This window comes from Pseudomonas capsici, from assembly GCF_017165765.1.
Classification (GTDB): Bacteria; Pseudomonadota; Gammaproteobacteria; order Pseudomonadales; family Pseudomonadaceae; genus Aquipseudomonas; species Aquipseudomonas capsici.
In genome coordinates this window covers 146,722-160,047 of the sequence record NZ_JAFGZD010000004.1, presented here as the reverse complement: position 1 = coordinate 160,047, position 13,326 = coordinate 146,722, and the positions used below count along the sequence as shown (strand labels likewise).

The 13,326-nt window shown below is 59.8% G+C and carries 13 protein-coding genes; 4 read left to right on the top strand and 9 right to left on the bottom strand.

The genetic code is table 11. The features are described from left to right. Nucleotides 1-17: 17 nt before the first annotated feature. The 3 genes from JSY17_RS07200 (at nucleotide 18) to JSY17_RS07190 (ending at nucleotide 1,983) form a co-directional block, all read left to right on the top strand. Entirely contained in the window at nucleotides 18-1,124 is a 1,107-nt protein-coding gene (locus tag JSY17_RS07200) for a PepSY-associated TM helix domain-containing protein (protein WP_206401542.1), read from the top strand. Beyond that, a complete protein-coding gene (locus JSY17_RS07195) occupies nucleotides 1,121-1,285 on the top strand; it encodes a hypothetical protein (protein WP_162883205.1) in 165 nt (54 codons plus the stop codon). The genes JSY17_RS07200 and JSY17_RS07195 overlap by 4 nt, the downstream gene beginning before the upstream one ends. A 68-nt stretch (nucleotides 1,286-1,353) precedes the next feature. Next, nucleotides 1,354-1,983, top strand: a complete 630-nt coding sequence (locus JSY17_RS07190) for a glutathione S-transferase (protein ID WP_162880569.1) — start codon at nucleotides 1,354-1,356, stop codon at nucleotides 1,981-1,983. 18 nt (nucleotides 1,984-2,001) lie between these two features. Here JSY17_RS07190 and rloA2 read toward each other — a convergent pair whose 3' ends face one another. Next, entirely contained in the window at nucleotides 2,002-2,502 is a 501-nt protein-coding gene (gene rloA2, locus JSY17_RS07185) for a retropepsin-like aspartic peptidase RloA2 (RefSeq protein WP_117181725.1), read from the bottom strand. A 187-nt stretch (nucleotides 2,503-2,689) separates the two neighbouring features. Between rloA2 and JSY17_RS07180 the strand changes: the two genes are divergently transcribed. Beyond that, nucleotides 2,690-3,589 (top strand): acyltransferase, encoded by a 900-nt coding sequence (locus tag JSY17_RS07180; protein WP_117186712.1) that lies wholly within the window; start codon nucleotides 2,690-2,692, stop codon nucleotides 3,587-3,589. Here the strand turns inward: JSY17_RS07180 and JSY17_RS07175 are convergent. The 8 genes from JSY17_RS07175 to glyA all read right to left on the bottom strand — a co-directional run bounded on the left by JSY17_RS07175 (nucleotide 3,569) and on the right by glyA (nucleotide 13,306). Then, the gene (locus tag JSY17_RS07175) at nucleotides 3,569-4,135 is read right to left on the bottom strand and encodes a DUF2780 domain-containing protein (RefSeq protein WP_206401543.1); all 567 of its coding nucleotides are present in this window, start codon (nucleotides 4,133-4,135) and stop codon (nucleotides 3,569-3,571) included. The genes JSY17_RS07180 and JSY17_RS07175 overlap by 21 nt on opposite strands. Before the next feature lie 182 nt (nucleotides 4,136-4,317). Further along, nucleotides 4,318-5,517 carry a formaldehyde dehydrogenase, glutathione-independent gene (fdhA, locus tag JSY17_RS07170; protein ID WP_117167228.1) on the bottom strand — a complete coding sequence of 400 codons (1,200 nt, stop codon included), beginning with the start codon at nucleotides 5,515-5,517 and terminating at the stop codon, nucleotides 4,318-4,320. 143 nt (nucleotides 5,518-5,660) lie between these two features. After that, nucleotides 5,661-6,518 carry a formyltetrahydrofolate deformylase gene (gene purU / locus JSY17_RS07165; RefSeq protein WP_117167227.1) on the bottom strand — a complete coding sequence of 286 codons (858 nt, stop codon included), beginning with the start codon at nucleotides 6,516-6,518 and terminating at the stop codon, nucleotides 5,661-5,663. Nucleotides 6,519-6,706: 188 nt separating this feature from the next. Then, nucleotides 6,707-7,339, bottom strand: coding sequence for a sarcosine oxidase subunit gamma (locus JSY17_RS07160; protein WP_206401544.1), 633 nt, complete (start codon nucleotides 7,337-7,339; stop codon nucleotides 6,707-6,709). 116 nt (nucleotides 7,340-7,455) lie between these two features. Further along, on the bottom strand, nucleotides 7,456-10,476 hold the full coding sequence (locus JSY17_RS07155) for a sarcosine oxidase subunit alpha (RefSeq protein WP_206401545.1): 3,021 nt from the start codon (nucleotides 10,474-10,476) through the stop codon (nucleotides 7,456-7,458). After that, nucleotides 10,473-10,769: a sarcosine oxidase subunit delta gene (locus tag JSY17_RS07150; RefSeq protein ID WP_117167224.1), complete on the bottom strand. Its 297-nt coding sequence runs from the start codon at nucleotides 10,767-10,769 to the stop codon at nucleotides 10,473-10,475. The genes JSY17_RS07155 and JSY17_RS07150 overlap by 4 nt, the downstream gene beginning before the upstream one ends. A gap of 15 nt (nucleotides 10,770-10,784) precedes the next feature. Next, entirely contained in the window at nucleotides 10,785-12,035 is a 1,251-nt protein-coding gene (locus JSY17_RS07145; RefSeq protein WP_025258201.1) for a sarcosine oxidase subunit beta family protein, read from the bottom strand. A 17-nt stretch (nucleotides 12,036-12,052) separates the two neighbouring features. Then, a complete protein-coding gene (gene glyA, locus JSY17_RS07140; protein WP_117181729.1) occupies nucleotides 12,053-13,306 on the bottom strand; it encodes a serine hydroxymethyltransferase in 1,254 nt (417 codons plus the stop codon). Between the last annotated feature and the right edge of the window lie 20 nt (nucleotides 13,307-13,326).

The following is a 13,326-nucleotide window of genomic DNA, read 5'->3' as shown; positions in this document are numbered from 1 at the left end:
TGCTTCTGGAACATGCAATGAAAAGCCAAACCGTGCGCCGCTGGTCCATCGTCCATACCTGGAGCAGCCTGATCTGCACGCTGTTTCTGTTGATGCTGGCGGTGACCGGTCTGCCACTGATCTTTCATCACGAGATCGACCATCTGCTGGGCGACGCACCGCACTATCGGGAAATGCCCGCCGACACACCGCGCCTGAACCTTGAACAACTGGTTCAGGCCGCCGAGGCCCACCGGCCCGGTGAAGTGCTGCAGTATTTCGGCTGGGACGAAGACGATCCCAATGGCGTCATGGCAATCACTGCAGCAACAGCTGGCACCGAACCCAACTCATCCCACACCTTCGCTCTGGATGCCCGTACCGGTGAGGCCCAGGAAATGCCATCGGCCAACGGCGGCTTCATGATGGTCATGCTGCGCCTGCATGTGGATATGTATGCAGAGCTGCCGGGCAAACTGCTGCTGGCATTCATGGGATTGCTGTTTGTGGTCGCGATCGTTTCAGGGACCGTGCTGTATGCGCCGTTCATGCGCAAGCTCGAATTCGGCACCGTGCGCGCAGGCAAATCCACGCGCACCCGCTGGCTGGACCTGCATAACCTGATCGGCGTCGTGACCCTGACCTGGGCGCTGGTGGTGGGCGTGACCGGGGTGATCAGCGCCTGCGCCGATCTGTTGATTGCCTCCTGGCGCAACAATGCTCTGGCGACCATGATCGAACCGTACCGCGACGCTCCGCCGCTGCTCCAGCGATCACCTGTAACACACCTGCTGGACATCGCCGAAGCCGCTGCGCCAGGCATGCAGCCGGATTTCATCGCCTTCCCCGGTACGCGTTTTTCCAGCGAGCACCATTACGCCGTGTTCCTCAAGGGCAACACACACCTGACCGCCCACCTGGCCACCCCCGTATTGATCGATGCCCAGACCCTGCAAGTCTCGGCACTGGTCGCACGCCCCTGGTACATGGACGCATTGGGCATGTCGCAACCGCTGCATTTCGGTGATTACGGCGGCATGCCGATGAAGATTCTGTGGGCAGTGCTGGATGTACTGACCATCATCGTGCTGGGCAGCGGTCTTTATCTGTGGTGGGTGCGGCGTCGGGCGCAGGTGAAAGCATGAAAAAGGGTTCGACCTTTGCCGTGCCAGGCGTGGTTGGCGTTCTGACAGGCGCGGGGTTGTTCATGGCCCTGCTGGGCGATGGCTGGTGGGATACCCTGGCCTGGGTCGGGATGGGAATTGCCGCGGGGTTGAGTATTCGGGGGTTGATGAAGCGGCGATGACCTTTTCCGGATTGCAGACCGGCAACCCGCTGACTAGTCTATGAATCTGTACCTGCCGAGGACCATTCATGTCAGCACCTACCATGACGTTGTATTCCAACCCCGCCTCTCCCTTCGCCCGCAAGGTGGTGGTTCTGCTTCATGAAACCGGGCAGCTCGACCGCGTGCAGTTGCAGACCACCCTGCTTACACCCGTCAATCCTTCTGCCGAACTCAATGACGACAACCCCGCTGGCAAGATCCCGGCCCTGCGTCTGGCCGACGGCAATGTCATTCATGACAGCCGCGTGATCCTCGACTATCTGGACCACCAGCATGTAGGCAACCCGCTGATCCCTCGCGAAGGCTCGGCGCGCTGGAGGCGTCTGACCCTGGCGTCCTTGGCCGATGCCGTGATGGACGCCGCGCTGCTGATCCGTTACGAAACCGCCCTGCGCCCTCAGGAAAAGCACTGGGACCAATGGCTCGATAACCAGCAGGAAAAGATCGAGCGCGCCCTGAGCTATTTCGAGCAGGATGCAATCACCGAACTCAGCTCATCCTTCGACATAGCCTCAATCAGCGTGGCCGCAGCGCTGGGCTATCTGGACTTCCGCCAACCGGATCTGCGCTGGCGCAGCAGCTATCCGCGACTGGCCAACTGGTACGCCGACGTCAGCCAGCGGCCCTCGATGCTGGCGACCCAGCCGTTCGTTTGATCCTGCCTGTAACGTCGATCAGCAATCGGGCTGGTCGGCGGTATAGCGGCGTGCAGGGTTTACTGCGGCATCGAACTCGCGCAGAGCCTTGGCACCGATCAGCAACGGGTAGTTGAAGTGGCTGCGATCCACCAGGTTCACTTCGACGGTGCGTTTCTTGTTGCCCAGGCACAGCTCAAGGTCAACCACAGGGCGCTTGGCGGAATCGATGGTTTCATCTTCGTCATCGCCTTCGGCGCGTCCCTTGATCGTGCTGATGCGTGAAACCTTGTGTTCGTAGACTTTTCTGTCGGCATCCTTGGTCGCCAGACGGAAACGCACCCAGTCCTCGCCATCACGCTGGAACAACTCGATGTCCTTGGCCGACAGCGATGCGGTCAGCGCGCCGGTGTCCATCTTGGCCTTGAAGGTCTGGCCGATCTCGGCGACCTTGATGTTTTCATAGCGACCATACAGCGTCGGTTCGGCGGCCATGACAGGCAACGCCAGCAGAGACAAGAGCGCCAGAATCGGTTTCACGTGGCAGTTTCCTCGCAAGGGGGCAGCGCCTTGATTGGCGCCCGGTTTTAGACAGCGAACTTGACGTTTGTTCGGACAGGATCAGCATAATCGTTGGCGCGTGAAACATTTGTAAGCACCTGTGTAATTGGCGTGGCAAATCAGTGTCTCTATGATTGCCAACCTTGAAGAGACTCAAGAGAACCTTATGCGTCGAGTGCTTTGTGGCTGTTTCGTCACCCTTCTGCTGCTGATCAACACCCTCGTGCTCATCGGCCCGCTATTGGTCTTTGCGCTTCTCAAGCTGTTATTCCAGGGACTCATGCGGGATCGCTGTTCGGCGGCAGTGATGTGGATTGCCGAAACCTGGGCGGAAATCAACAAGCTCATCTTCGGCGCCTTCACTCCGACACGCTGGGAGATCCGCGGCCACGAAGGCCTGCGCGGCGATACCTCCTACCTGCTGATCTGCAATCACCAGTCATGGGTCGATATCCCGGCCCTTGTGCAGGCCCTCAACCGCCGGACACCGTTCTTCAAGTTCTTCCTGAAAAAGGAACTGATCTGGGTGCCGTTCCTGGGGCTGGCCTGGTGGGGACTGGATTATCCGTTCATGAAGCGCTACAGCAAGGCGTTCCTGGCAAAACACCCGGAACTCAAGGGCAAGGATCTGGAAATCACCAAGGCCGCCTGCGAACTGTTCAAGCGCCAGCCGGTGACCATCGTCAACTATCTGGAAGGCACACGCTTCACAAAAGCCAAGCATGCGGCACAGGCTTCGCCCTACAAGAACCTGCTCAAACCCAAGGCTGGAGGCGTGGCGTTCGTGCTGGCTGCCATGGGGGAACAACTGGATGCGATTCTGGATGTGACGGTGGTGTATCCCGACTCACGGATTCCGGGATTCTGGGACATGCTGTGCGGGCGAGTGCCGAAAGTGATCGTCGACATCAAGACCCGTGAGCTGGACCCTGCACTCTGGCAGGGCGACTACGAGAACGATCCACTGTTTCGCGAGAAGATCCAGAACTGGGTCAACCAGCTCTGGATCGAAAAGGACGCTCACATCAGCGCCCTGCGTAACGAATCAGCTACCGGTACTCCATAGGCTGCCCAGGCTCTGCAATGCGGAGCCGCTGGCACCTTGCTGACCGAGGTATTGCAGGATCACCGGCACAAACTGACTGACCATGTTGCTGTCCATGCCCAGCGCCTTGAACGCGTTGTTCACGTCACCCATGCTCTGCACATTGCCCAACGCACTGCCGAGCGCCGAACCGCTTCCCGATTTTCCGCTGCCGCCCAGCAAGGCTCCCAGCCCACCGTCACCCAGCGTATTCAACGAGGAAAGCCCCGACAATTGATCAAGCCCCGGAACGGACTTGGTGAGTTGCGAATAGTCAGGGCCGGTGAGTTTGTTTTTCGCCAGCCCAAGCAAGGCTCCCGTACCGCCAACGGCCTGTTCGGGAGTGACATTCAGTTGTGTTCCGAGGGTATTGAGCAGACCAGCGACTTCAGGCGCTGCCGTGGCTTTCTGATTACCGCCTGTGGCGTTGGAAACCGCATTGGCTGCGTCATTCAGATTGAATGCCAAAGCCGGGCTTGCCGCCAGGGCCATCAATGTAGCAAGTGCCATACCGCGAACAGTGTTCATTACAGTCAACCTCTAGAACCGAAACCATCGGTGGATGGTAAAACAGACGGTTTGACTGGAGGATGAAGACCTTGTTCCCGGATGTAACGGCTGGAGAGTGGTTCTTTCCGAAACGGACGTGCCGTCCGGGAAGTGAAGTTGCGGCCAGGGCCCCTCCCAAAGAAGCCTTGGCCGCGACAGGCTTATGCAGCGCTGAACAGTTTGTGCGGATCGATCACGAATTTCTTCGGTACGCCCGCATCGAACTCGCCGTAGCCACGTGGCGCGTCATCCAGACTGATGACTTCGACACCCACCACGTCTGCAATCTTGATGCGATCCCACATGATGGCCTGCATCAATTGACGGTTGTACTTCATGACCGGGGTCTGACCGGTATGGAAGCTGTGGGATTTGGCCCAGCCCAGACCGAAGCGAATGCTCAGGCTGCCAATTTTCGCAGCGGCATCGACAGCACCCGGATCTTCGGTGACGTACAGGCCGGGAATACCGATCTTGCCGGCAACACGTACCACGCCCATCAAGGAGTTGAGCACGGTGGCCGGCGCTTCGGACTGAGCACCTGCGTGACCATGACCACGCGCCTCGAAACCTACGGCATCCACCGCGCAATCGACTTCAGGCTCGCCCAGCAACGCGGCGATCTGTTCGTGAAGTGGCGTATCCAGGGACAGGTCGGCGATCTCGAAACCCTGGGCCTTGGCATGAACCAGACGCGTCGGGTTCACATCGCCGACGATCACCACCGCCGCGCCCAGCAAGCGGGCCGAAGCAGCCGCCGCCAGACCGACAGGACCGGCACCGGCAACATACACCGTGCTGCCCGGGCCGACACCCGCCGTTACCGCACCGTGATAACCGGTGGGCAGAATGTCGGACAGGCACGTCAGGTCACGAATCTTTTCCATGGCCGCATCGCGGTCAGGCAGTTTCAGCAGGTTGAAATCGGCGTAAGGCACCAGCACGTACTCCGCCTGGCCGCCGACCCAGTCACCCATGTCGACATAACCATACGCCCCGCCGGCACGCGCCGGGTTGACGCTCAGGCAGACACCGGTGTGCTGTTCCTTGCAACTGCGGCAACGACCGCACGCCACGTTGAAAGGTACAGATACCAGATCGCCGACCTTGAGATTCTCGACATCACGTCCGACCTCGAGCACTTCACCGGTGATTTCATGGCCAAGCACCAGACCGACCTGGGCAGTGGTACGACCGCGCACCATGTGCTGGTCCGAGCCGCAGATGTTGGTTGAAACAACGCGCAGGATGACTCCGTGTTCGATGCGCTTGCCTCTTGGATCCTGCATTTTCGGGAAAGGAATTGTTTGCACCTCGACCTTGCCAGCGCCGAGATACACCACACCGCGATTACCAGACATGCGTTCACCTCTATGTTTTGTTGTTGGAAAGAGGGGGAGTTAGCTGCAAGTGGCAAGCTTCAAGCGGCAAGAGGATCTGGCCAACCTTCAGCTTGCTGCTTTTCGCTTCTCACTTGCAGCTTGAAACTTGTCGCTTGCAGCTTCTAGAGCACTACCGTCCTGTTGGCATTCAGAAAAACCCGCCGCTCGATGTGATACCCGACGGCCCGTGCCAGTGTCAGTCCTTCGATATCCCGGCCTTTGGCAATCAGGTCTTCGGGATAATGGCTGTGGTCTACCACTTCGACGCCCTGGGCAATGATCGGTCCTTCGTCCAGGTCGTTGTTGATGTAATGCGCCGTGGCGCCCACCAGCTTCACGCCCTTGTTGTAGGCCTGGTGGTAAGGCTTGGCACCCTTGAAGCCCGGCAGCAGCGAGTGATGAATGTTGATCGCCTTGCCGTCGAGCTTGCGGCACAGCTCTGGTGACAACACCTGCATGTAACGGGCAAGGATCACCAGTTCCGCACCTGAGTCTTCGATGACCTTCCAGACCTTCGCTTCCTGAGAAGGCTTATCGTTCGGGTCGAGTGGGAAATGGTAGTACGGAATTCCGTGCCAGCCAGCCAGAGGCTCGAGATCGGGGTGATTGGAGACCACCGCCACTACATCCATGGACAGCTGATTGATCCGTTGGCGATAGAGCAGATCGTTCAGGCAGTGGTCGGCCTTGGAAACCATGATGACCACTTTGGGCCGGTAGTTCGGTGCCGTCAGCTCGAAGATCATGCCAAAGGCTTCGCCACGCTCGGTCAGGCCGGAACGAAAGGCGGCCTCGTCGAAACCGTCCGGCTGACGGAATTCGACCCGAATGAAAAAACGCCCGGACAACCGATCATCGAACGAGTGATGCTCGGTGACATAGCAGCCCTGCTCGAACAGATAGCGGGTGACCGCGTCCACCGTGCCCAGGACGCTGGGGCAGTCGGCAGTCAAAATCCATGTATCGGGGGCGCGACTCATATAAGGGTGACTCCTGTTTACTGCCGCTGTTCGCGAATGAATTCGCTCTCATTAAACATAAATGCAACATCATGAATTAAAAGGCTTTTCTGTAGGAGCGCTTGCCCTGGGCGGCACTCCGACGATCGGCTGCGTAGCAGTCGTAGAGTTTGCGAGCGCTGCGCACTCGATCGCGGGCAAGCGCGCTCCTACGCCTTGATGCTCAATCCATATTCGGCGCTGGCATCCTGCAGCCACAGCCACCAGTAATCCGAGAAGCTGCGACGGATCAGCAGTTCCCAGGTTTCCTCGCCAGTGCGGCGAATCACCAGTTGCGACTTGGCGAACACCGTGCCGACCGCCTTGCCGACCGGGAATTTGTCCGGGTGTACGTCATAGCTGGTGGATTTCATCAGCACTTCACGAACCTTGGGACCGGTCAGTTCCAGAATGGATTGGCCACCGCTGACATTCACCACCGAGATATGCAAGCCTGCCAGTGCTTCGCGCAGACGTTGCTCAGTGGCGAATTCTTCGCCGGTAGGTACGATCAGCAGCCATTCATCCGGGCCAAGCCATTGCAGCGAGCTTTCACCACTGGAGACCAGGGTGAGCGCTGCGGGCAGTTCCATGCCCAGAGCCTTGTGGACTCCGGCAGCGAACGCCGGATCACGACCATCGCCACGGATGGTCAGGTGGCCGAGCAGTTTCTTCTCGCGCAGGACCACACCAGGGTTGGCGCGGCCTTTACCGACCAGGCTGCCGAGGTCGGCGTGGAACAGCGGCGATTCAGCCTTTACGCCCGCTTCGGGGCGCTGTTGGTATACGTTGACTGTGGTCATGGGACACCTTTGTGCCTGTAGGAGCGCGCTTGCCCGCGACCTCCATGGTTCAAACAATGAAAACTGTGTCTGCAAGCAGGTCGTCGCGGGCAAGCGCGCTCCTGCAGTGCGTTGTTTTACTCAACGTTCTGCTGATCGCCTTTCGGATCGAAGAACACCGAAGAAACGATTTCGGCCTCGATCACGCTGCCATCGGCCAACGGTGCAAAGACCCGTTCGCCCATGCGCTGCAAGCCACCCTTGACCACGCCCATCGCAAACGAATAACCCAGAGAGTTGTGGGCATAGCTGGAGGTGACGTGGCCAACCATGTTCATCGGAATCGTTTGCTGGGTGTCGAAGACCAGTTGCGCACCTTCCGGCAGCCATTTGGTCGGGTCGACCGGCTTGAGGCCCACCAGTTGCTTGCGTTGTTCGCGCACGCAATCTTCGCGGTTCATGCCGCGCCAGCCGATCCAGGAGAACGGCTTGGTACGGCCCACACACCAGCCCATGTTGAGGTCGTCCGGGGTCATCGAGCCATCGGTGTCCTGACCGACGATGATGAAACCCTTCTCGGCCCGCAGCACGTGCATGGTCTCGGTGCCGTAAGGCGTCAGGTTGTACTTCTTGCCTGCTTCGACGATCTTTTCCAGAACGCCCATGGCGTAGTCGGCCTGGATGTTGACCTCGTAGGACAGCTCGCCGGTAAAGGAGATACGGAACACCCGCGCTGGCACACCAGCCACCAGACCTTCCTTCCAGGTCATGAACGGGAAGGCTTCGCGGCCCAGATCGATATCGGTCACTTCGCTGAGCAGCTTGCGGCTATTGGGGCCGGACAGCGTCAGGGTCGCGTAATGGTCGGTCACCGAGGTGAAATACACCTTCAGCTCCGGCCACTCGGTCTGCTGATAGAGCTCCAGCCATTGCAGTACACGGGCCGCGCCGCCAGTCGTAGTGGTCATGATGAAGTGGTTGTCGGCGACGCAGGCGGTCACGCCGTCGTCGAAGACCATGCCGTCTTCCTTGCACATCAGGCCATAGCGCGCCTTGCCCACATCCAGCTTGGTCCAGGCGTTGGTGTAGACGCGGTTCAGGAATTCCCGGGCGTCCGGGCCCTGAATGTCGATCTTGCCCAGTGTCGAGGCGTCCAGCAGACCGACGCTTGCGCGCACGGCCTTGCATTCACGGGCGACCGCGGCGTGCATGTCTTCGCCGTTTTTCGGGAAGTACCATGGGCGTTTCCACTGACCGACATCTTCAAACTCGGCACCGTTCTTGAGGTGCCAGGCATGCAGTGCGGTAAAACGCACCGGCTCGAAGATATGCCCGCAATGACGACCGGCGATAGCGCCGAAGGTCACCGGGGTGTAGTTCGGGCGGAACATGGTGGTGCCCATCTCGGGGATGGAAACCTTCAGCGAACGGGCAGCAATGGCCAGACCGTTGACGTTGCCCAGCTTGCCCTGATCGGTCCCGAAGCCCAATGCGGTATAGCGCTTGACGTGCTCGACCGACTCGAAACCCTCACGGGTCGCCAGTTCGATGGCGGCAGCAGTGACATCGTTCTGCAGGTCGACGAACTGCTTGGGCGCACGGGCCGTACCTTTTTCATGAGGCACATGGAACAGCGCCAGCGTCGGCTCTTCTGCGCGGCTCAGGGCTTTGGGCATGACGCCCTCCACTGCCTTGAAACCGGCTTCGCTGGCAGCACGAGCACCACCTTCAAAACCGTCGGCCAGAGTATCGTTCAGGCTGTAGACACCATTCACACCACCGACGCAGACACGCTTCTGCGGTGCTTCGCCCGGCACGAAGCCGAGAATGTCTTCACGCCAGACCGGCTTGCCGCCCAGATGCGAAGCCAGGTGCACGATCGGGCTGTAACCGCCGGAGCTGGCAACCAGATCACACTCGAGCCACTCGCCAGGACTGGTGACGCTCAAGGCCTTAGCGTCGATGGCAGCCACACGGGCAGCCGTCACGCGCTTGCTGCCACGGATTTCGATCACAGCACTGGAAGTCAGGATGCGAATGCCCTTGGCCCGAGCTTCCTCGACCAGTGGACCACGCGGGTTATGGCGTGCATCGGCAATGGCCACCACTTGCAGACTGGCATCGATCCAGTCCAGAGCAACACGATAGGCATGGTCGTTGTTGGTCGACAACACCAGCTTGCGGCCCGGAGCCACACCATAACGGCGTACATAAGTGGAGACGGCACCGGCCAGCATGTTGCCCGGCACGTCGTTGTTGCCGTAGACCAGCGGGCGCTCGTGAGTACCGGTGGCCAGAACGACACGCTTGGCGCGTACGCGATGCATACGCTGCCGCACCATACCAATCGGGGCACGATCCCCCAGATGGTCGGTCAGGCGCTCATGGATGGTCAGGAAGTTGTGGTCGTGATAGCCGTTGACCGTGGCGCGAGGCAGCAGGGTCACATTCTTCAGGCCCTTGAGTTCGGCAATGACGACAGTGACCCATTCGGCGGCCGGTTTGCCATCGAGGCTTTCACGGCTGTCGAGCAGGCTGCCACCAAACTCTTCCTGCTCATCGGCCAGAATCACCCGTGCGCCACTGCGCGCAGCGGCCAGGGCAGCGGCCAGACCGGCAGGCCCGGCTCCGACGATCAGCACATCGCAGTGCTGGTTCATCGCGTCATAAGTGTCCGGGTCGTTCTCGGTGGGCGAACGGCCAAGACCGGCTGCCTTGCGGATGTACTTCTCGTAAGTCATCCAGAACGATTGCGGGTACATGAAGGTTTTGTAGTAGAAACCCGGCGGCATCAGCTTGCCGCCGACCTTGCCGAGAATCCCCATCACGTCATTGTTGACGCTCGGCCAGCCGTTGGTGCTGGTCGCAACCAGACCCGGATACAGCGCCTGTTGAGTGGCACGCACGTTGGGGATCTGGGTCGCTTCGGTTGCGCCGATCTGCAATACCGCGTTCGGCTCTTCGGAGCCCGCCGCGAAAATGCCGCGAGGCCGGGAATACTTGAAGCTGCGGCCAATGATATCCACGCCATTGGCCAGCAATGCAGCGGCCAGGGTGTCGCCTTCGAAACCCTGATAAGACTGGCCGTTGAAGGTGAAATTCAGCACCTTGCTCCGGTCGATACGGCCACCGTGGGGCAGTCGGTTGGTCTGGCTCATGCCTTGTCTCCCTTGGCCGTGAACTGTGGCTTGCTGCCAATCGGATAGGTTTCCAGAATCTCGTAGGTCACGGTGTCGCGGGTGGCATTGAAGTACTGGCGGCAACCGGCGGCGTGAATCCACAGTTCATGGTGCAGACCACGGGGATTGTCACGGAAGAACATGTAATCGCCCCACTCTTCGTCGGTGCAGGCGTTCGGATCCAGCGGACGCGGGATATGCGCCTGGCCGGAGCTGTGAAATTCCTCTTCGGAGCGCAGTTCGCCACAGTGAGGACAGAAGATATGCAACATGAGGGTGTTCTCCTGTTAGTGGGCGACTGCTGCAGCGCCATGTTCGTCAATAAGGGCGCCGTTGTGGAAACGGTCGATAGAGAAAGGCTTGGCCAGCGGGTGCATTTCGCCCTTGGCCAGGCTGGCGGCAAACACGTTGCCCGAGCCAGGCGTTGCCTTGAAGCCACCGGTGCCCCAACCGCAGTTGAAGAACATGTTCGGTACAGGTGTCTTGGAGATGATCGGGCAGGCGTCCGGCGTGGTATCGACGATGCCGCCCCACTGGCGGTTCATGCGCACACGCGACAGCACAGGGAACATCTCGACGATGGCCTGGATGGTGTGTTCGATCACAGGATACGAACCACGCTGGCCATAGCCGACCCAGCCATCGATACCGGCACCGATCACCAGGTCGCCCTTGTCGGACTGGCTGATATAACCGTGAACGGCGTTGGACATGATCACACTGTCGATGATCGGTTTGATCGGCTCGGACACCAGCGCCTGCAACGGATGGGATTCGATCGGCAGACGGAAGCCCGCCAGTTTCGCCATATGCCCTGAGTTACCGGCAGTTACCACACCGACACGCTTGGCGCCGATGAAGCCCTTGTTGGTTTCGACGCCGATGCAGACGCCGTTTTCCTTGCGGAATCCGATCACTTCGGTCTGCTGGATGAGGTCCACACCCAGGGCATCGGCCGCACGGGCAAAGCCCCAGGCCACGGCATCGTGACGGGCAACGCCGCCACGGCGCTGGACCGTTGCACCGATGATCGGGTAGCGAGTGTTTTTCGAGCAGTCCAGGTAAGGAATCTCTTCGGCAACCTGTTTGCCATTGAGCAGTTCGCCATCCACACCGTTGAGGCGGTTGGCGCTGACCCGACGCTCGGAGTCGCGCATGTCCTGCAGCGTGTGGCACAGGTTATAGACGCCGCGCTGGGAAAACATGACGTTGTAGTTAAGGTCCTGAGACAGGCCTTCCCACAGTTTCATGGCGTGTTCGTACAGATGAGCCGACTCATCCCACAGGTAGTTGGAGCGCACGATAGTGGTGTTTCGCGCCGTGTTACCGCCGCCGAGCCAGCCCTTCTCGACCACGGCCACGTTTTTCACGCCGTGTTCCTTGGCCAGATAGTAGGCCGTTGCCAGGCCATGCCCGCCACCGCCGACGATCACGACGTCGTAGACTTTCTTGGGCGTCGGCGTACGCCACATGCGCTGCCAGTTTTCATGATGGCTGAGGGAGTGTTTGAAAAGGCCGAAGCCTGAGTAATGCTGCATGAAAGGCTACTCCTGACTCAGCGATAAACCGGGAAATCGGCGCACAGTGCAGCGACCTGACTGGCGACGTTGGCCTCGACATCGGCATCGCCGAGGTTGTCGAGAATGTCGCAGATCCAGCCGGCCAGATCGGTACATTGGGTCACCTTGAAACCACGACTGGTGACAGCCGGGGTGCCGATCCGCAGGCCCGAGGTCACGAACGGCGATTGCGGGTCGTTCGGTACCGAGTTCTTGTTGACGGTGATGTGTGCACGACCCAGAGCGGCGTCTGCATCCTTGCCGGTCAGGCCCTGGCGAATCAGGCTGACCAGGAACAGGTGGTTGTCGGTGCCACCGGATACCACGTCGTAGCCTCGGTCCACGAATACCTGCGCCATGGCCTGGGCGTTATCGATCACTTGTTGCTGATAAATCTTGAAGCCTGGCTCCAGCGCCTCCTTGAAGCACACGGCCTTGGCGGCGATGACGTGCATCAACGGGCCGCCCTGCCCGCCCGGGAATACGGCGGCATTGAGCTTTTTCTCGAGATCTTCGTTGGCTTTGGCCAGAATCAGGCCACCACGCGGGCCGCGCAGGGTCTTGTGGGTGGTGGTGGTCACCACATCGGCGTAAGGCAGCGGGTTCGGATACAGACCGGCAGCCACCAGCCCCGCAACGTGGGCCATATCGACAAACAGGTAAGCTCCGACCTTGTCCGCGATTTCACGGAAACGCGGGAAATCCAGGGTTTTCGAGTAGGCCGAGAAACCGGCAATGATCATCTTCGGTTTGGTTTCCAGGGCAATGCGCTCGACTTCGTCGTAATCGATCAACCCGGTATTGGTGTCGATGCCGTATTGCACAGCGTTATAGAGACGACCGGAAAAACTCACCTTGGCACCGTGGGTCAGGTGACCGCCATGGGCCAGGCTCATGCCCAGAACAGTATCGCCTGCCTGCAGCAGAGCCAGATAGACAGCGGCGTTGGCCTGACTGCCCGAGTGCGGCTGGACGTTGGCGTAATCGGCGCCGAACAGTTGCTTGGCCCGCTCGATAGCCAGTTGCTCGACCTTGTCGACGTGCTCGCAGCCACCGTAATAACGCTTGCCGGGATAGCCTTCGGCATATTTGTTGGTCAGCCCGCTGCCCTGGGCCTGCATCACACGCTTGCTGGTGTAGTTCTCGGAGGCGATCAGCTCGATATGGTCTTCCTGACGCTGCTCCTCGGCATTGATAGCAGCCAACAGTGCATCGTCATATCCCTGGATCTGGTCTTGCTTGCTGAACATCGCGATTCTCCCAGCGGCGG